The 19,172-nt window shown below is 61.0% G+C and carries 16 protein-coding genes and 1 pseudogene; 5 read left to right on the top strand and 12 right to left on the bottom strand.

The window, feature by feature from the left end:
* Positions 1-7: 7 nt before the first annotated feature.
* Positions 8-1,693: a bifunctional shikimate kinase/3-dehydroquinate synthase gene (locus BMAGN_RS01905; RefSeq protein ID WP_022859739.1), complete on the bottom strand. Its 1,686-nt coding sequence runs from the start codon at positions 1,691-1,693 to the stop codon at positions 8-10.
* Entirely contained in the window at positions 1,690-2,886 is a 1,197-nt protein-coding gene (gene aroC, locus BMAGN_RS01900; protein WP_022859738.1) for a chorismate synthase, read from the bottom strand. The genes BMAGN_RS01905 and aroC overlap by 4 nt, the downstream gene beginning before the upstream one ends.
* Positions 2,887-3,259: 373 nt before the next feature.
* Between aroC and BMAGN_RS01895 the strand changes: the two genes are divergently transcribed.
* Positions 3,260-3,466: a hypothetical protein gene (locus BMAGN_RS01895; protein ID WP_156095707.1), complete on the top strand. Its 207-nt coding sequence runs from the start codon at positions 3,260-3,262 to the stop codon at positions 3,464-3,466.
* Positions 3,467-3,480: 14 nt separating this feature from the next.
* Here BMAGN_RS01895 and mltG read toward each other — a convergent pair whose 3' ends face one another.
* From mltG to BMAGN_RS01865, 6 genes and pseudogenes are all read right to left on the bottom strand, one after another.
* Positions 3,481-4,668: an endolytic transglycosylase MltG gene (gene mltG / locus BMAGN_RS01890; RefSeq protein ID WP_022859736.1), complete on the bottom strand. Its 1,188-nt coding sequence runs from the start codon at positions 4,666-4,668 to the stop codon at positions 3,481-3,483.
* Positions 4,669-4,671: 3 nt separating this feature from the next.
* Entirely contained in the window at positions 4,672-5,136 is a 465-nt protein-coding gene (gene ruvX, locus BMAGN_RS01885) for a Holliday junction resolvase RuvX (RefSeq protein ID WP_022859735.1), read from the bottom strand.
* 10 nt (positions 5,137-5,146) lie between these two features.
* A pseudogene (gene alaS, locus BMAGN_RS01880) lies at positions 5,147-7,839 on the bottom strand (alanine--tRNA ligase).
* Between the two features lie 98 nt (positions 7,840-7,937).
* Positions 7,938-8,174, bottom strand: coding sequence for a hypothetical protein (locus BMAGN_RS01875; RefSeq protein WP_022859733.1), 237 nt, complete (start codon positions 8,172-8,174; stop codon positions 7,938-7,940).
* A complete protein-coding gene (locus tag BMAGN_RS01870; protein WP_022859732.1) occupies positions 8,174-8,563 on the bottom strand; it encodes a DUF948 domain-containing protein in 390 nt (129 codons plus the stop codon). Before BMAGN_RS01870 ends, BMAGN_RS01875 begins: the two co-directional genes overlap by 1 nt.
* Before the next feature lie 105 nt (positions 8,564-8,668).
* Positions 8,669-9,346, bottom strand: coding sequence for a histidine phosphatase family protein (locus BMAGN_RS01865; protein ID WP_022859731.1), 678 nt, complete (start codon positions 9,344-9,346; stop codon positions 8,669-8,671).
* A 39-nt stretch (positions 9,347-9,385) separates the two neighbouring features.
* Between BMAGN_RS01865 and BMAGN_RS01860 the strand changes: the two genes are divergently transcribed.
* Positions 9,386-9,751, top strand: a complete 366-nt coding sequence (locus BMAGN_RS01860) for a phage holin family protein (protein ID WP_022859730.1) — start codon at positions 9,386-9,388, stop codon at positions 9,749-9,751.
* A 113-nt stretch (positions 9,752-9,864) separates the two neighbouring features.
* Here the strand turns inward: BMAGN_RS01860 and rpsD are convergent, their stop codons facing one another.
* Entirely contained in the window at positions 9,865-10,491 is a 627-nt protein-coding gene (gene rpsD / locus BMAGN_RS01855) for a 30S ribosomal protein S4 (RefSeq protein ID WP_022859729.1), read from the bottom strand.
* A gap of 233 nt (positions 10,492-10,724) precedes the next feature.
* On the bottom strand, positions 10,725-13,391 hold the full coding sequence (locus BMAGN_RS01850) for an ATP-dependent helicase (RefSeq protein WP_022859728.1): 2,667 nt from the start codon (positions 13,389-13,391) through the stop codon (positions 10,725-10,727).
* 169 nt (positions 13,392-13,560) lie between these two features.
* Between BMAGN_RS01850 and BMAGN_RS01845 the strand changes: the two genes are divergently transcribed.
* The gene (locus tag BMAGN_RS01845; RefSeq protein WP_022859727.1) at positions 13,561-14,418 is read left to right on the top strand and encodes a hypothetical protein; all 858 of its coding nucleotides are present in this window, start codon (positions 13,561-13,563) and stop codon (positions 14,416-14,418) included.
* A gap of 99 nt (positions 14,419-14,517) precedes the next feature.
* Here BMAGN_RS01845 and asnS read toward each other — a convergent pair whose 3' ends face one another.
* Together asnS and BMAGN_RS01835 are read right to left on the bottom strand one after the other, a co-directional pair.
* Complete coding sequence (asnS, locus tag BMAGN_RS01840; RefSeq protein WP_022859726.1) at positions 14,518-15,921, bottom strand: asparagine--tRNA ligase; 1,404 nt, start codon at positions 15,919-15,921, stop codon at positions 14,518-14,520.
* Between the two features lie 73 nt (positions 15,922-15,994).
* Positions 15,995-16,876, bottom strand: coding sequence for an aldo/keto reductase (locus BMAGN_RS01835; RefSeq protein ID WP_022859725.1), 882 nt, complete (start codon positions 16,874-16,876; stop codon positions 15,995-15,997).
* A 386-nt stretch (positions 16,877-17,262) separates the two neighbouring features.
* On the opposite strand from BMAGN_RS01835, the gene BMAGN_RS01830 reads away from it, so the two are divergent.
* Positions 17,263-17,862, top strand: coding sequence for an IS607 family transposase (locus tag BMAGN_RS01830; RefSeq protein ID WP_022859724.1), 600 nt, complete (start codon positions 17,263-17,265; stop codon positions 17,860-17,862).
* On the top strand, positions 17,852-19,117 hold the full coding sequence (gene tnpB / locus BMAGN_RS01825; protein WP_033510639.1) for an IS607 family element RNA-guided endonuclease TnpB: 1,266 nt from the start codon (positions 17,852-17,854) through the stop codon (positions 19,115-19,117). Before BMAGN_RS01830 ends, tnpB begins: the two co-directional genes overlap by 11 nt.
* The last annotated feature ends 55 nt before the right edge of the window (positions 19,118-19,172 follow it).

Here is a 19,172-nt window from a genome sequence, read left to right as displayed (position 1 = left end):
CTGGTCCTTACTTGGTCGGGTTGGTTTGGATCCGGTGGAACGCTTCTTCCACGGCGTCCATGGGCGGGTCTTCGAGCCTGGTGGGGAGTCCCTCTTTGTCGAGTACCACGAAGCGCAACGTGTTGCCGCGCGCCTTCTTGTCGCGGTGCATGAGCGTGAGCACGTCGTCGAAGGAGGCGTGGTTCCAGCTGGTGGGCAATCCCAGTTCGGTGAGCAGTTCGCGGTGCCGCTCTACGAGGGATTCGTCGATATGGCCGGTAAGCGCGGCGAGTTCGGCCGCGTACACCATGCCGACCGCCACCGCGTTGCCGTGGCGCCAGCGGAAGTGCTCGAGCTGTTCTATGGCGTGGCCCATCGTGTGCCCGTAGTTGAGGAATTCGCGCAGTCCCCGTTCGCGCAGGTCGTTGCTTACGTGGTACGCCTTGACTCGTACGGAGCGTTCGATGAGTTCGGCGACCACGTCCTTGAGCGGGGATTCGAGGAATGTGGCGCCATCGAAGGCGCGCAACTGGGCCGCGTGCTCGTGCAGGATGCGCAGGATTTCCGGATCGGAGATGAAGCCGCATTTGGCCACTTCGCCCAGTCCTTCAATAAAGATGTCGTTAGGCAACGTGTTGAGCGTTTTCAGGTCGGCCAGCACGCCCGCCGGCGTGTAGAAGGAGCCGACCAGATTCTTGCCTTGGGGCGTGTTGATGCCCGTTTTGCCTCCTGTGGACGCGTCCACCATAGCCAGTAGCGAGGTCGGGCAGTTCACGTAGCGGATGCCGCGCATCCACGTGGCCGCGATGAATCCGGCGACGTCCGTGCAGGCGCCCCCGCCCAGTCCCACGATGGCGTCGGAACGCGTGAACCCTTCGTTGCCCAGACGCTCCCATACGCCGTTGGCCACAGTGACGGTTTTGCCCGCTTCGGCGTCCGGGATCATAATGTCGGTGACTTCGTAGCCGCTGCGGCGCAACAACGTGCGCGCACGGTTGGAATGCCGGCTTACCGACTGTGTGTGGATCAGGGCCACGCGCACGGGCTCTTCGCCCAGGCATTGGCCCAGCTGGTTCAACGCGCCTTCCCCTATTTGCACGTTGTACGGTTCAATGCCTTCCCCGGTCACATGCACAATGCGTTCGTTCGCCATTTCTATCATCCTTTGTGCCGCGGCGCGCGGCGTCATGCCGTAAGTGTGGACCACCACGTTGGCTAGGTTGCGGAATACGGGGTCGCGCTGCTCGTACAGGTTCATCCAACGTTCCTGGGCGTTGCCCTGGAGCATGGGGCGCCCTCCTCCGCGGTGGGCGCGCATCATGGCTTCCCTCGGGTCGGCCATCAGGTAGATCACTTTGCCGCCATGGTCCATATAGTCGCGCAGGTCGTCCTGTACGGCGGGCGTCATGGGGGCTCCGCCCCCCAACGCGAAGATGCCGTCGAAGTCGTGCAGCATGCGGTGGATCACGTCCCGTTCCACGTCACGGAAGGCCGGTTCCCCATACCGTTCAAAATATTGCGGGATGTTCATGCCTACCACGCGTTCGATCTCATGGTCGGCGTCCACGAAATCGAGGTCGAGGATGCGTGCGCTCAAGGAACCTATGCGCGTTTTCCCCGCGCCCATCATGCCGATGATCACGGCTCTGGGACGGACGGGATCTTCATTGTCTGCGCGCCTGCGTACATGGCGCGCCGTGTATTGGTGGTTCATGCTCGCATGTGCTCCGGCCACGAATCGACATAGGACGCGATATTGCGGCGCACTTCATCCACCGAATCGCCGCCGAACTTTTCCAGCACGTATTGCGCGAGCGTCAACCGTACCATGGCTTCGGCCACCACCGCGGCCGCCGGCACCGCGGTGGCGTCGGAACGCTGGTTGATGGCTTGGGCGGATTCGCCTGTCGCCACGTCCACGGTGCGCAGGGCGCGAGGAATGGACGGGATGGGTTTCATCGCGGCGCGTACGCGGATGGGCTGCCCGTTGGACATGCCGCCTTCAATGCCGCCCGCACGGTTGGTCAGGCGTTTGATGTCGCCATGGTCGCCAGGTTCCATTTCGTCATGGGCTTGGGATCCGGGCCGCATGGCTTCCAGGAAACCGTCGCCGATTTCCACGCCCTTGATGGCCTGGATGCCCATGATGTTCGCGGCGAGCGCGGCGTCGAGCCTACGGTCGGATTCCACATAGGTGCCTACTCCGGCGGGCATGCCATAAGCGATGACTTCGATGACGCCGCCGAGCGTGTCGGCCTGCGCCTTGGCCTCGTCGATGCGCGCGACCATGCGTTGCTCGGCTTCGTGGTCGAGCGTGCGCACGGGGGACGCGTCGAGCGCGGGCGTGTCTTCAGGAACGGGCAGCGGAGCATGGTCGGCGTCTTCCACTCCGGCTCCCCCGATGCTGATGACGTGGGATACCGTGCGTACGCCGGCCGCCTGTTCCAGGAACTTTGCGGCGATCTCACCCAACGCCACGCGCGACGCGGTTTCGCGGGCGCTGGAACGTTCGAGTACGGGGCGCGCGTCGTCGAACCCGTATTTGCGCATGCCCGTCAAATCGGCATGGCCGGGACGCGGGCGCGTAAGCGGCGCGTTGCGTCCCGTACGGTCAAGGTCGTGGTCGAGCGCGTCCACGCTCATGACTTCGGTCCATTTTGGCCATTCGGTATTGCCGATTTCCAAGGCGATCGGGGAACCGAGCGTGCCGCCGTGGCGCACGCCTGTGAGCAGTCGCACCTGGTCCTGTTCAAACTTCATGCGGGCCCCTCGCCCGTATCCGAGCCTGCGGCGCGCCAAGGCGTCCACCACATCCTGTGTCGCTATGCGCACTCCCGCGGGAATGCCCTCAATCATGGCTACTAGCGCTTCACCATGCGATTCTCCGGCAGTTTGCCAACGCAACATGCCAACTCCTTCGCTTCGCTTCAATACTGTCGCTATATTAACCGTATGAACGCGCTTGTGTGTCTTCCAAGTTTGCTGTGCGGGATAATGCTTGCGGTCAAAGATCTCAAATATCGTCTCGTACCGTGCCTTTGGGCGGGTGGCGGTTTTGCGGTGCAATGGTGCTGGCTGATCGCGTTTGCCGCGGCGGAACGCCGGTGGGCTCCGCTTATGGCGGCGTTTTGCGGGTGCGCGGCCTGTACGGCGGCCCAGTTCGCGCTGGCGCTGGCGCGGCCGGGAATGTTGGGATTGGGGGGATATCACTGCGACGGCGCTTGTCGCGTTGCCGTTGGGATGGTTCGGGTGGCGCCCGCTTGTTGCATGGTGGCTGTATGTGGGGATTCTGGCGTTGGCATGGCTGCCGTTGTGGACGGCCGTGCGGCATGTGGCGTTATGGTGCGCCGCTGTCCGTACAGACGCAGCTCCCGGTTCCAAACAAGCAAAAAGGAACGCCGCCTCGAGTGTGGCCCGAGACGGCGTCCCTTTTGTTCCCGTGCTTGTGGGCGCCATGTGGCTGGTGCTGGCGCGCCGCAGCATTTGACACGCACTAGATCACTAGTTCGCGTTCTCGTTTTGCGTCTTGTACTCTTCCACAAGTTTTTGGAATTCGGCGTTGTTGTTGGTGAATTTCGTTTCGCCCGTCTTGAGGTTGGTCGTCACGAAATACAGCCAGTCGCCTTGCGGCGGGTTCATCGCGGCCTCGATGGCATTGTCTCCCGGATTGCTGATCGGCGTGGGCGGCAATTCCTTGTTCACGCGCGTATTGTACGGGTTGGAAGCGTCGTTGAGCTGGTCGTTGGTCAGCTGTGTGCCGGACGTGTTGCACCCGTACGCGACGGTGGAATCCATGCCCAGTGTCATGCCCTTGTCAAGACGGTTGAGAATCACGCGCACCACTTTGCCGTAGTATTGCGTGGAATTCACTTCCGCTTCCGCGATCGAGGCCTCCGTAAGCAAGCGTTCCCGAGCTTCCCCGGTCGGGGCTCCCCATTCGTCAAGCTTGCTGACGCGGGCGTCCACCATGCGCTTCATGATTTCCTTGGCGCTCGAGCCGTCGGACACGTTGTAGGAGCCCGGTTCCAGCCATCCTTCAAAATTTCCGTCCGCCTCGGCCGGCAAGATGCCCTTGCCGCCGCCCTTGATAATGCTTTCAAAATCGTCCCGGGCGATGCCGGATTCCTTTACGGCGTTGTCGATGACATCGTTGAGCCGCTCGCCCGCCTTGACTTCAAGGAAGCCCTTCGCCAGCCCCTGATCGCTGACGACCGCGGCGGCCATGGACGCTTTCATATGGTATTTGAGCGTGTAGGTGCCCGGATAGAGCGTCAGATCGTTGGCGGCCACCGCGCTCGTGAATGCCGCCGCGGACTTCACAATGCCCTTGTCGGCCATGCGCTGGCCTACCTGGTCCGGATTCTCTCCCTGCTCGATGGAGAATTCCACGGAACCTTCACCGGCGCTATCGTAATCGGCGATCGAGGAGGTGCCATGGTGCAGCGCGTTGCGCCAATGCGCGATTTTTTGCGTGCCGACTACGACTCCTACGCCGAGCAGCGCCACAATGACGAACGCCACTACGCAGGTGATAATGCGCTTGTTGCGCTTGCGTTTGCGGGAGCGACGCATGGCACGTCTGGAACGGGGCGGCCGTGGAGGCTGGTTGTCCGGGCCTTGCCCGGTATCGGATTCGATCCATCCGCCGCTACGTTCAAAGAATTCGCGCAACTCGTCGTCGTCCGCCACCCACTACTCCTCGTGTTGATGCGCCTGATCCAAGGCGGTCTGCAGGATGACCACTGCAGACTGCTGGTCGATCATGGCGCGATGTGCCCGGCCCTGTACATTCGCATCAAAGAGCATGCGATGCGAATCGACCGTGGTAAGCCGTTCATCCTGCAATTGTACCTCAGGCATCACGGCAATCGGCGACTGCGGGTCCATAACCTCTTGCATGAGTTCATGAATGAGTTCCGCGGTCCATTTGCGCGCCTTTTTGGCGCTGGGACCTTCAGTGCCGTCCATCTGGAGCGGAAGTCCCACGACGACGTGATCCACATGCTCGTCCTCAATGACGTTGAGCACATCGTTTATCGCTTGAAAATAATCGCCCCACACTTCAATGTTGCCCGCGGGGTGGGCAAAGGAAAGCTCGGGATCGGACAATGCGAGTCCGACCCGAGCGTTTCCCAAATCAATGCCTAACCAAACCATGGGGTAAGGTTCAGGCCTTCATCGCCTGTTCGACCACGTGGCTCAGCGCCGCGTCGATCTTGGACGGATCCGAGCCGCCGCCCTGGGCGAGGTCCGGCTTGCCGCCACCGCCGCCGCCGAGCATCTTGCCGCTGCGCTGACGAGCGCACCGGCCTTGACGCCTTCCTTGCGGGCGGCTTCGTTGGTGGCGATCACGATCTGCGGCTTGTCGTCGTCGGACACGCCGGCCAGGGCCACCACCACGGGGGCCTCGTCGCCGAGCTTGCCGCGCACGTCGAGCACCGTCTTGCGCAGGGCGTCGGAGGAACCGAAGTGTCCCACGTTCTTCGTGGCGATCTTGATGCGGGCCGTGCTCTTCTTGGTCTCCTCGACCAGCGCCGGGACCATGGCCGCGAGCTGCTGCTCGTACATGGCGTTGAGGCGGTTGTCGGATTCCTTGAGCTTGGCGAGCAGCGTGTTGATGCGTTCGGCGAGCTCGTCCGGACGGGCGTTGAGCTTGTCGGACAGCTGGGAGACGAGCGCGTGTTCGCGGGCGCCGTACTCGTAGGCGTTCTGGCCCACCAGCGCGTCCACGCGACGCACGCCCGAGCCGATCGAGGCTTCGGACATGATGCTGACCGCGCCGATCTTGCCGGCGAAGTCGACGTGCGTACCGCCGCACAGCTCACGGCTCCAGCCGTCGTCGCCAATGGTCACCACACGCACCACGTCGCCGTACTTCTCGCCGAACAGGTGCATGGCGCCCAAAGCGATGGCGTCGTCGAACTTCATTTCCTGCGTGCTCACGCGCAGGTTGTTGCGCACGCGCTCGTTCACGCGGGCTTCCACGGTGCTCATGAGCTCCTTGGCCGGGGCCTTGGACCACTGGAAATCGAAACGCAAACGGTTCGGTGCGTCTTCGGAACCGCGCTGGGTGGCCTGCGGGCCGAGCTCCTCGCGCAACGCCTTGTGCACGATGTGCGTGGCGGTGTGGGCGCGGGCGATGGCGCCACGACGCTCGATGTCGATTTCGGCGGTCACTTCGGCGCCCACGACCAGCGTGCCTTCCGTCAGGCGGCACTGGTGTACGATCAGGTCCTTGATCGGCTTTTGCACGTCGTCCACTTCGAGCACCGCGCCGTCGTCGGACGTGATGGTGCCCTGGTCGGCCAGCTGGCCGCCGGCTTCCGCGTAGAACGGCGTGTGGTCGAGGATGACTTCCACGGTGGCCGGAGCGGTGATGGCCGGGACCGCGCCCTTGCCTTCCTGCATAATGCCCAGCACGCGGCTGCGCGTGGCGATTTCCGTGTAGCCTTCGAACACGATCGGAGCTTCAAGGTTCTTCTTGAAGTCGTCGTACACGCTCAGGTCCACGTTGTGGCGCTTCTTGAGCGCGTCCTTGCGGGCGCGGCTCTTCTGCTCGCTCATCAGCTCGCGGAACTTGGCCTCGTCCACCTTCACGCCCTGTTCGGCCGCCATTTCGAGCGTCAGCTCGATCGGGAAGCCGTAGGTGTCGTGCAGCGTGAACGCGGTGTCACCGGAGAGCACGGGCGTCTCTTCCTTGCCCTGCACGTCCTCCTTGGCCTTGTTGACGGCCACGTCGAGGATTTCGATGCCGTTGGACAGCGTGCGGCGGAAGGCGTCTTCCTCGCCGCAGGCCGCTTCATACACGTCGTGGAACGTGTTGGCCAGATCCGGGTAGTTCGGTTCCATGGCCGCTTCGGAAACGGGCAGCAGGTTCGGGATGACCGGATCCATCACGCCCAGAGAGCGCATGGCTTCCACGGTGCGGCGGATCAGGCGGCGCAGCACGTAGCCGCGGCCCGTGTTGCTCGGGCGCACGCCGTCGGACATGATCATGAGCGCGGAACGCACGTGGTCGGCGACCACGCGGAACTTCACGTCGGCGTCCTTGTCCGAGCCGTAGGTGATGCCCGTGAGCTTCTGTGCTGCTTCGATGACGGGGAACACTTCATCGGTTTCGTAAATGTTCTGCTTGCCCTGCAGCAGGTAGGCCAGACGTTCGAGGCCGGCGCCCGTATCGATGTTTTTGTGCTTGAGTTCGCCGGCGATGTGTAGGTTGGTCTTGGACTGCACATTGTCGACCATGTAGTTCTCGAAGACGAGATCCCAGATTTCGATATAACGGTTCTCGTCGACTACCGGACCGCCGTCCTTGCCGTATTCGGGGCCGCGGTCGATGTAGATTTCCGAGCACGGACCGCCGGGGCCGGGGCCGCCCGTGGTCCAGAAGTTGTCTTCCATGCCGAGAATCTGAATGTGTTCCGGATCGACGCCCTCGTTCTTCCACATCTGGCGCGCTTCGTCGTCGTCGGTGAACGTGGTCATCCACAGGATTTCCGGATCAATGCCGAAGCCGCCCTTTTCGACGGGGCTCGTCAGCAGTTCGTACGCGTAATGGATGGCTTCTTCCTTGAAGTAGTCGCCAAAGGAGAAGTTGCCCAGCATCTGGAAGAACGTGCCGTGACGCGTGGTCTTGCCCACTTCGTCAATATCGAGCGTGCGCACGCACTTCTGGTTGCTGGCCATGCGGTGGCTCGGCGGCGTCTTCTCGCCCATGAGGTACGGGATGAACGGCACCATGCCTGCGATGGTGAACAAGGTGGTCGGGTTCGGCGAAATCAGCGACGCCGAAGGCACTACCAGGTGCCCTTGCTTCTCAAAATACTGTAGATATCGCTTCGCGATCTCGGCGGTACGCATTTGCGATGTTGCTCCTTGTGTGATACCGATGCCACGGGAAGGGACTTCCCGTGGCGGTTGCGTGACACTATGTCACAAAGATGGTTGAAGTGGGACCGTTACTTCATATGGGCGCTGTACTGGGCGTTCAGCTCCGCTTCACGCTGTTGTTGCGCCTCTTTGAATTCGTTGACCAGACCGGCGAGCGTGCGCACGGCCACATGGTCCTGATCGGGGCCAAGCACGAACTGGCGCGCCTTGTCCGGAGTGTTTGCCCTCACGTACGCCTGCGCTTTGGAGACGGCCATCACGCCGGCCACCACGCCCAGACCAATCCAGAATATACGTTTGAACATCACTCCCCCTTAGTGGTCGTGTTCGACGGCTTGCCCTTCGGATGGGAGAAGGACTGCGCGGTGACCTTGATGCCATAGAAAATGGACGCCAACTTGATGATCGGCTTGCCCAGGAAGGAACCGTACAGATTCGTCAGGGCGCCGATGTTGTTGGTGGTCGTGGACACGGACGAGGAGATACGGTTGACGTCGGCAAGCGATTTGTTCACTTCCTGCACCGTGGTGACACCCTCATCCAATGCCGGGATGGCGTGATCGCCGGTATCCTTGATGGTTTGCGCAATTTGATCGAATAGTTTGCCAAGACGAATCAAGGGGTAGATCAGGAATCCGGCCAGTACCACGAAAGCAATGGCGGCGATAAGTCCCGCGATCTCTCCAATGCCCATCTTGCACCTCTTTCTTGTACCATGACCTTTGCGTCATGATCATGTTACCCGCTTTAGCGTAATCAGTTGCCCCGACTTGAAGACAAGGGGCATGTACCGCCGCGGTTACCGTTGGTTGTATGAAATGACGCGGACCGCATCCCCCACCGGCTGGTCCGTGTCGAACTCGAGCGTGGTCACCGACCCGTTGCGCGGACGCTCGCTTAAGTCGTAGCCTTCTCCCGCAAAACGGTGCATGAGGGACAGCAACGTGTTGCCATGGGAAATTTGCAACACGTGGTCACCGTCATGCAGGGAAAGGTTGGCCGCGATGAGCTGGAAGCCGCCTTCCACACGGCGCCAGTACTCCTCGTCGGATTCCGCATCATGGAACGGGTCGGCTTCCTTGAGGAAATCGCGCGTCGCCGCCAATGAATATTTGTCCACAATATCATTGTAGGTCGGCGCCCCATGCGGGCCGCCCGCCGCCAGCCACGCCATGTTCATGTCCTGGCCTTCGAAATAGCCGTAGAACTGCTCGCGGAAATGCATGTCGCTCACCAGTTCCGGACGCGTGTGCCCCTCGCGCTCGTTGATGTCCAGAATGCGGTTCGCGGTCACTTGCGCGCGCGTGGTGTCGGAACAGTACGCGGCGGCGAAATCGATGCCCGCCAAAAGATGACCCGCATGCTCGGCGTCCGCCAGTCCCGCTTGCGTAAGCGGCGAATTCGACCAGCCCTGGAGCCGGTTGTAACGATTGAAAAATGTTTGTCCATGACGGACCAGATGCACCTGCAGAATCATAGTTTCGATTATTGCACGCGAACTGGCATAATCATACGTATGGTAAACTTTTTTCTTCGCTGGGTTATTTTGACGATTGCGGCCGCCGTCATGGTCGTGCTGCTGCCCGGCATGCACGCCATCGGGGATCCTCCCGCCTTGGGAATCGCGATCTTCGCGCTTTTCATGGCGCTGCTGAACGCGTCGCTCAAACCCATCGTGCAAATTCTGGCGTTGCCGCTGTCCATCCTGAGTTTCGGCCTGATCGCCCTGGTCATCAACTGGCTGTTCATGGAGTTGGCTTCCTGGCTCGCCTTCACCCTCTTCGGCATGGGCGTGACCATCGGCGGATTCTGGTGGGCCGTGCTCGGCTCGCTGATCATGTCGATCGTGTCGGGCCTTGTCAGCGGACTCATGGACGTGTGAGCGCCGCCGGTCCCATTCAAGTCTCCATATAACAAAAGGCCCGCGAACAATTCGCGGGTCTTTTGCTGTATGTATGTCCTAAACTGTAAATCTTTACAGAAAGTAGATCCAGATCAGCGGGCGTAGAATTCGACCACGTACTGGATGTTCACCTGTACCGGGATTTCCTCGGCTTCAGGCTTGCGGGTCAGGGTGGCCTTCAGGGAAGCCAGGTTCACGTCCAGGTAGCCCGGGACCGGCGGCAGCACATCGCGGTGCGTGCCTTCGGCGGCAATCTGGAAAGGAACCATGGTCTGGCTCTTCGGCTTGACCTGAATGGTCTGTCCCGGCTTCACGCGGTAGGACGGACGATCCACAATGTTGCCATCGACGAGGATGTGGCGGTGTACCACGAACTGGCGGGCCTGGGCGGTGGTGCGGGCGATGCCTGCACGCAGGACCAGGGCGTCAAGACGGGTCTCAAGATCGGTAAGCATGGCGTTGCCGGTCTGGCCAGCCGTGTGCGTGCCCTTTTCGTAGGCGGCGCGCAGCTGCTTCTCGGAGATGCCATACTGAGCGCGAAGACGCTGCTTCTCGCGCAGACGCACTGCGTAATCGGATTCAGTGCGGCGACGGGTGCGGCCGTGCTCGCCAGGAGCATACGGACGCTTTTCAAAAATGCGCTGAGCCTTCGGGGTCAGAGCAATGCCCAGGGAGCGCGAAAGGCGCACCTGACGGCGAGAACGCTGAACGTTCGTCATGAATATATCCTTTGTTTGTTCTGTCGTTGTCTGAACGGAACGCGATCCCGCGAACGGAACCACGTTGAGTCAGCCTCTCCAGTGCTTCTTCGCGCCAAGCGCGAACGGTCAACATGCGTTGCCGCCGACCCACTGATGGGCTATGACTCCAGACGATGCCTGCTCACGCAAACACCAATCGGCAATGCTACACTAACGCATGGAATTTTTCCGCGGTTGCGTGCCTCGCCGGCTCACAGTTTTTCAATCGGGGCCATGCGCAACAGCAACCGCTTGACGCCGCCCGAACCGAAATTGACGGTCAGCACCGAATTGCGGCCCTTGTCCTCCACCGCGGTGACCTTGCCCAAGCCGAATTTGTCATGGCTGACCATGTCTCCCACATGAAAATCAGCCACGTTCAAATGGTTGTCGCCCGTGGCGTGCGAAGCGGGCTTGACATGGGACTGGGACTGGGGGTCCATTTTCCTCGTGGTTACCGCTCCGGAACGGTCATGGGAGCCGTGTGAACGGTACAGTGACGTGCGGTTGGAGCTCAAGTCGCTACCGTAACGCCGGTTCCACTGGTAGGACGAATGCCCCGAACGTCCCGATCCGGAATGCGACGCCCCAGAACCGTAGGAACGCCCTTCCGAGCCGCCGCGCGAGGAGCCATACGAAGATGATCCATAAGAGGACGACCCGTACGAGGACGACGACCTGCGCGACGATTCATGGGAAGCCGCGGAACCGTACCGCTTGCCTCCCGCGAACGAGAACCCTTCAAACGTGTCCTCGTCTTCCCAGCCGCCGAACTCGTCGTTGTCCTTAAACCAGCCGCCGCGCATGCGTTCGGCGCCCGCCTCCTTGCGCTTCCATTCAATAAGTTCGTCCGGAATCTCGTCAAGGAACTGGCTCGGCATCATCTCGTTGGCCTGCCCCCATTGCGTGCGCACGGCGGCGCGTGTCACATACAGGTGCCGCTTGGCTCGCGTAATGCCCACGTACGCCAGACGGCGCTCCTCGCTCAACTCGTCCTCGTCTTCCATCGCGCGCGCATGCGGGAACGTGCCCTGCTCCATGCCCGTAAGGAAGACAATCGGATATTCCAGGCCCTTGGCCGTGTGCAGCGTCATCAACGTGACCTTGCCCGAATCCTCGCCTTCACCCGGAAGCTGGTCGGAATCCGCAACCAGCGCCGTCGTCTCGAGGAAACTTTCCAGCGTGGCGTCGGGAGTGGTCTGCTCGAATTCTGCGGCCACGGACTGCAACTGCGCCAAATTGTCGATGCGCGAAGCGTCCTGCGGATCCTTCGAATCCTTCAGCTCGTCCAGCAGTCCGCTTTCATTGAGCACCTGCGCCACAATCTGGGACGGCTGGTTGCGGTGCTGCTGTGCGAACGAAACCAGCGACTGCATAAGGTCGCGGAATTTGCGCAGCGGATTGGCCGTGCGCGTGGTAAGCCCTTCAAGCTGTTCCAAATTGGCGATGCCCTGCCAGAACGGCACGCCATGTTCCTGCGCGTACAACGTGACAAGCAATTCCGCGCGCGGACCCAAGCCGCGTTTGGGCACGTTGAGAATACGGCGCATGTTTACATCGTCGGCCGGATTGGCGAGCGCACGCAAGTACGCGAGCGCGTCCTTGATTTCCCGGCGCTCATAGAATTTGGTGCCGCCCACGAGCTGGTACGGAACGGCCGCCTTGATAAGCGCCTCCTCGAGCGCTCGCGACTGCGCGTTGGCGCGGTACATGATGGCCATGTCGCTGTAAGGCACGCCCTCCTGCACATGCAACCGCAGCATTTCTTCAGCGATCCAGTTGGCTTCCAACTGGGCGTTGTCGGCGGCGTATCCCGTGATGGCGGCGCCCTTGCCGGCGGCCGTCCACAGTTTCTTCGGCTTGCGCCCCGTATTGTGGGCGATCACGGCGTTCGCGGCGTCCAGAATCGTCTGGGTGGAACGGTAGTTCTGCTCAAGCATGATCGTGCGCGCCTGCGGAAAATCCTGCTCGAAGTCCTGGATGTTGCGAATGTCGGCGCCACGGAACGCATAAATGGACTGGTCGGAGTCGCCCACCACGGTGATCGACGCGGGAGGCTCCGTTTGTGCCGCTTCCCCATCCTGCCGGTCTACTCCGGCCAGTTCGCGGATCAGCACATACTGCGCGTGGTTGGTGTCCTGGTACTCGTCGACGAGAATATAGCGGAACTTGTGATGGTAGTACTGCGCCACTTGCGGCTGCGTACGCAACAATTCCACGGTACGGCAGATCAAATCGTCGAAATCCACGGCGTTGGCGAGCGCCAGACGGTGCTGGTATTCGGCGTAGAACACGGCGTAGAGCTCTTCAATGTTGCCGATGCGGCCGAACCGGTAGTTGCGTGAGCCGGGTTTGAAGTCGGGCGCGTAGGTGGCGAGCTGCGTTTTCCAGTCGATCAGCGAGTTTTTGTAGTCGCTGATGCGCGACAGGATGGAGCGTGACGAGTAGCGTTTCGTGTCCACGTTGAAGTCAGCGCCGATGAGTTTGATGAGGCGTTCGCAGTCGGCGGTGTCGTAGATGGAGAACCCGTTTTGCAGTCCGATGGCGGCGCCGTCGCGGCGCAGGATACGCACGCAGGCGGAGTGGAAGGTCGAGACCCACATGTGTTGCGCTTCGGGACCGATCAGCGTTTCGAGGCGTTCACGCATTTCGGCGGCGGCTTTGTTCGTGAAGGTGATGGCCAGGATTTGGCTGGGCCATGCGCCGAATTGGCTGAGGATCCATGCGATGCGGCGTGTGAGCACTCGTGTTTTGCCCGAGCCTGCGCCTGCGCCGATCAGCAACGCCGGGCCTTCGTATTGCACGGCTTGCGCTTGCTGTTCGTTGAGGTCGCCCACGAGTTCCTGGGGGCTGCGGGCGATGAGTCCACTCTGCTGCACGGTTTGGGTCCTTTCCGGCGGAAGTAACAACTCGAAGAAGTTTACTCTCCACGTCCAATCGGCGGGAGCCGGGCTTGTCGCATCGGGAAAAGAAAGGAAATACGCGTTGAGCCATTACGCCGACCCTGTCGGCCCGCGTTCCGTATGATCGAGACGGAAAGGAACAATCATGAGCAAAGCAGAAGATGAAGAAACGCGCCGCGGATATGAATGGCATGTGCGCAGGCACGCCAGGAAACTTGCGGACGGCGTGGGACTGATCATGCTGGGCGTCTCGCTGTCCACATTGGGCACGCTGTTGCCCCAGCACAAGGCCGAGGATATCGACAAGGTCATCGAATGGATCGACGACGTGATCAAGCACGAGTCGCACGAGCTCATCTCGTTCTCGTCGAACCAGACGCATCCCGAATCGTTTCTTGTGTTCATTGTCACGCTCATTATCGGCATCACCATGCTGCGCAACGAGGTGGAAGACAACCGCGATTACCACGAGGCGTATCCGCGCATGAATTTCCGCTATTCCCAAGAGGAACGGCGGGCGGTGGGCCGCGAGCACCTCGCATGGATCATCGGATGCGTGGCGCTGATCGTGCTTGTGCACGTGTTGATCGCGCTGTTCACGAACCATGTGTGGCCGTCCGCGCTCAATACGGGACTGTCCCAGCTTGCACTCACGGCGGGTGTGTGGGGGCTCGTGTACTCGAGCGTCTGGTACGGCCGCGTGAATGTGAAAGTCTACAATTTCATGTCGTTGCGCAGCATGAACATTTACGAATTGCGCAAGCATGACGAAATCAACGGCATCCCCGACTACCGTTCGGTACGTGAAAAGAACTACAGCGACTGGGACGCCAATCTCTCCCACTTCTCGATCGCGCTGGGCGTGCTGACGGCCGCCGCGTTCTATTACCTGCCGACGTTGCGCACGTCGCTGTTCTGGATCCCGATGCTCGTCATCCTGATCATCGGCTTGATCATTCGCAGTTTCATCGTCCATCACGCGATCAACGCGTTCGAAAAGTAACGCAAGACGGAACGATCCCTACTAGAAAATTTATACAAAAAAGGCGCCCGCAATACGATTGCGAGCGCCTTTCTTATAAGCAGCGGTATTGGCCGAAGATCAGAACTCGGCGTGGCCGACGGTACGCGGGTGCGGCAGCACGTCGCGGATGTTGTCGACGCCCGTCAAGTACATGACGAGACGTTCGAATCCGAGGCCGAAGCCGGCGTGCTCGACGGTACCGTAACGGCGCAGATCACAGTAGTAACGGTACTGGTCCTTGTCCATTCCCAACTGGTCGATGCGCTCCTCGAGCACGTCGAGACGTTCCTCACGCTGGGAGCCGCCGATGATCTCGCCGATGCCGGGCACCAGGCAGTCGACGGCGGCGACGGTCTTGCCGTCCTCATTCATGCGCATGTAGAACGCCTTGATGCCGGCCGGATAGTCGGTCACGAAGGTCGGGCGTCCGAAATGCTGTTCCGTCAGGTAACGCTCGTGTTCGGTCTGCAGGTCGATGCCCCACTTGACGGGGTACTCGAACTTGTGACCGTCTTCCACGGCCTTTTCGAGGATCTTGATGGCGTCCGTGTAGGTGACGCGCGCAAAATCGGAGGACGCCACGTGGTGCAGGCGCTCAAGCAGGCCCTTGTCCACAAAACGGTTGAGCATGTTGAGCTCGTCGGGGCACTTCTCGAGCACCGTGTTGATCACGTACTTGAGCATGGCCTCGGCCATTTCCATGTCGTCTTCGAGATCGGCGAACGCCATTTCCGGTTCGATCATCCAGAATTCCGCGGCGTGACGCTTCGTGTTGGAGTCCTCGGCGCGGAAGGTCGGGCCGAAGGTGTAGACGTCGCCGAACGCCATCGCGAAGTTTTCGGCGTTGAGCTGTCCGGAAACGGTCAGGCTGGCGGGCTTGCCGAAGAAGTCCTTGCTCCAGTCGATGGCGCCGTCCTCGGTCAGCGGCGGGTTGGCCATGTCGAGCGTGGTGACGCGGAACATTTCGCCGGCGCCCTCGGCGTCGCTCGTGGTGATGATCGGCGTATTGACATACACGAAGCCGCGGGACTGGAAGAACTCGTGGATGGCCATGGCGGCCACGGAGCGGATGCGGAACACGGCGCGGAACAGGTTCGTGCGCGGGCGGATGTGCTGGATCGTGCGCAGGAATTCAGGCGTGGCGCGCTTCTTCTGCAGCGGGTAGTCCGGCGTGGATTTGCCAAGCACTTCAATGGATTCGGCGGCGATTTCGAACGGCTGCTTCGCTTCCGGAGTGAGCTTGAGCGTGCCCGTCACCTTGAGCGAGGCGCCCGTGTTCTGCGAGGCGATCTCGTCGTAGTTGGCGAGCGTTTCGCGGTTCATCACTACCTGAAGATCGTTAAAGCAGCTGCCGTCGTTGAGAATGACGAAGCCGAAATTCTTCATGTTGCGGATGGAACGGACCCATCCGGCCACGGTCACGGTTTGGCCGCCCAGTTCCTGACTGTTGGCAAAAAGTTGCGCAATATGCGTGCGCTCCATGGAAATGCTCCTAACGTACATCAATGAGTAGTCGGTCGACTCACGACCTACATCATACAACCTGGCGTTCGGTTCAGTCCTTTTTCAACGCCGTGTTCGTAAAGGGACGCACCTGCGTGGAATAGTCGTAGCGCGCCATGAAGAACTCGGGCGGTTCGTCGGGCACCGTGTAGTACGGCTTTTGCGGAATCGCGTCGATGCGCGCCATTTCTTCGTCCGTCAACGCGAAGTCGAAAATGTCCATGTTGGCTTTCATATGCTCGACCGACATGGTCTTCGGGAAAATGATGTTGCCTTCCTGCATGTGCCAGCGCTCGATGATCTGCGCGGTCGACTTGCCGTATTTTGCGGCGAGTTCCTCGAATACGGGCATGTGCAGCAGTTCCGGATCGCCATGTCCCAGCGGATACCAGCCTTCGAACGCCACATCATGGCCGGCGAGCGCCGCCTTGAGTTCGTGGCGGTTGTGGCGCGGGTTCATTTCCACCTGCATGACCTGCGGGAAGACGGTGGCGTTGTTGGCGATCTGCCCGATTTTGTCGAGCGGGAAATTGGACAGGCCGATCGTGCGCGTCTTGCCTTCGGCGAGCGCCTGTTCAAGGATGGGCCACGCTTGAAGATATTCGCCGTAGGGATGGTGCAGGAACAGCAGGTCCACATAGTCGGTGTCCAGACGCTTGAGCGACGCGTCGATGTCGTGCATGCACACGTCTTTGCCATAGCTTGCCGGGAAGAGTTTGGTGGTGAGGAAGATTTCTTCGCGCGGGATGCCGCTGTTGCGGATTTCCTCCCCTACCGCGACCTCGTTGAAATACGCGTTGGCCGTGTCGATATGGCGGTAGCCCAGCTCGAGGGCCTGGGGAAGGTGTTCGTGGACATCCTTGCTGGTCATGAGGAAGACGCCATACCCCAATTGAGGAATTTTTACGCCGTTGCTTGTGGTGACATATTGCATGAGCACTTCTTTCCTATGGGCGCGGGCGGGACTGCCCGCCGCCACTGTGCAACCATAGCGCGTGTCCGAACAGTCCCATTCGCCACAGGCTCACCGCACATGCTTCATGTTCGGTTCCGTGCGGATACGCGTTGTCCAGAACTGCAAGACGATATGAGACGGGGGTGTGGATTGCGGAAGCGGAACCTTGCGGCGCCCCTTGTGGAGATCTTGCGTGGAATATGTGCAGGATCCGCGGAATTGCGCCGATTATCATATGTCCATCATTGTCCCGACACACCCTTTTCTTTTATAATGGTGACACTGGCGTTGCCGCGGGTAGGGGGCTGTAACCGGCTGACTTTGTGATTTGTTTTCTGCTGTTTTCTTATGGTATCCTCTATTGCATGAAGGTTCGTGATTGGGCGGGGTTGGAGCATTTCAACCCGCAGACGGTGTGGAAGTGGTGTCGCGAGGGCACCATGCCGGACCGTGTGACGGTGGAGCGTTCCCCGTCCGGCGCGTACATGATTTACGACCCGAAATACGAAACCGCCCCGACGGCTCCCGCGGATTCGGGGTCGTCGCGGACGGTGTGCTATGCGCGGGTATCTTGCGCCGACCGGAAAGCGGATTTGCGGCGTCAGGCCGACCGTTTGAAGGCGTTCGCCATCGGCATGGGCGTCGAACATCCCGAAGTGGTCATGGAAACCGGGTCGGGGATGAATGACAAGCGGCGCAAGCTCAACCGCCTGTTGGCCGACCCGACCGTGGGCACGATAATCGTGGAGCGTCGTGACCGGCTCGCCCGCATGAACGCCGGGCTTATCGAATCCGCCTTGAAGGCTCAAGGCCGTCGCGTCGTCGTCGTGGACGACACGGAACTGGACGACGACTTGGCGCGCGACATGACCGAAGTGCTGACGTCGTTCTGCGCGCGCCTGTACGGTCGTCGCGCCGCGAAGCGGAAGGCGGAGGCCGCGTTGAAGGCGGCGCATGACGCTTAAGGGAATCAAGGTCAGGCTCGACCCCACGCCAAGTCAGGAGCGGATGTTGCTGTCCCATGCTGGTGCGGCGCGGTTCGCCTACAATTTCATGCTCGGCATGGTCAAAGCGGCCGTCGCGGGCCGTGTCGGCCGGTTCGGCTGGTCGAAGGCGCAACTGCGGCGCGTCTGGAATTCGTGGAAGGCGGATGTTGCCCCGTGGTCGGCCGGGAACTCGAAGGAAGCGTACTCGTATGGCGTCGAATGCCTCGCCAATGCGTTGAAGAACTGGTCGGACTCGAAACACGGCAAGCGCGAGGGGCCGAAGATGGGGTTCCCGAAGTGCCGGGTGCGTTCCAAGCACATGAAGTTCGCGTACACCACCGGCAGCTTCGGACTCATCAACGGAGACCCGAAGGCGCTGAAGCTGCCTAGGATTGGCCGCGTCCACTGCTTCGAGGACATGGGGAAGCGCGTCGGCGACGGCAGGGTGTTGCGCATGACCGTCTCCTGCTCTGCGGGTTGCTGGTATGCGTCGCTGACCGTCGAATACCCCGACCCGGTAGCCCCGGCAAAGCCGTCTGGCGGGACGGTCGGCATCGACGTTGGCGTCAAGATCCTCGCCACCCTGTCGGACGGCACCGTCATCGACAACCCGAAACACTACAAGCGCAACGAACGCAAGCTGCGCAAGGCCGGCAAGCGGCTCTCCTGCCGGGTCAAGGGTTCGAACCGCTGGAAGAAAGCCTCGCTGGCCGTGCAAAAGGTTCAGGCAAGGACCGCCGCGCAACGCCATGACACTATCAACCGTGCGACGACGATGATCGCCCAAACGTATGGCACCACCGTCATCGAGGACTTGAACGTGGCGGGCATGAAACGCAACCGTCACCTCGCCAAGGCCGTCTCGGACGCGGGGTTCGGAGAGTTCCGCCGCCAGCTCGCCTATAAATGCCTGGACAGCGGAGCGACGCTTGTCGTGGCCGACCGCTGGTATCCATCCTCGAAAACATGCAGCGGGTGCGGGACGGTGAAAGCCAAGCTGTCCCTCGCGGACCGCGTGTTCGTCTGCGACAACCTGTCATGCGGCTACGCCCGTGAGGGCGTGGACCGTGACTGGAACGCCGCCGTCAACCTTGAACACTACGTCGCCCCGAGTGCCGCAGGAGACGCTAAACGCGCGCGGAGGAACCGTAAGACGACCGGCCCGAGGCAGGCTGGCAACGCAGGACCCTGTGAAACGCGAACCAAGCAGAACGCTCCCATCAGCGTTCAGTGAGTCTTGGAGCCTCCCCGCCGCAAGGCGAGGGAGTACAACCGGCCTTAGTATTCGT

The sequence above is a fragment of the Bifidobacterium magnum genome, from assembly GCF_000741255.1.
GTDB classification, from domain to species: Bacteria; Actinomycetota; Actinomycetes; order Actinomycetales; family Bifidobacteriaceae; genus Bifidobacterium; species Bifidobacterium magnum.
The sequence above is the reverse complement of the archived record's forward strand: the minus strand, read 5'-3'. Positions and strand labels throughout refer to the sequence as shown.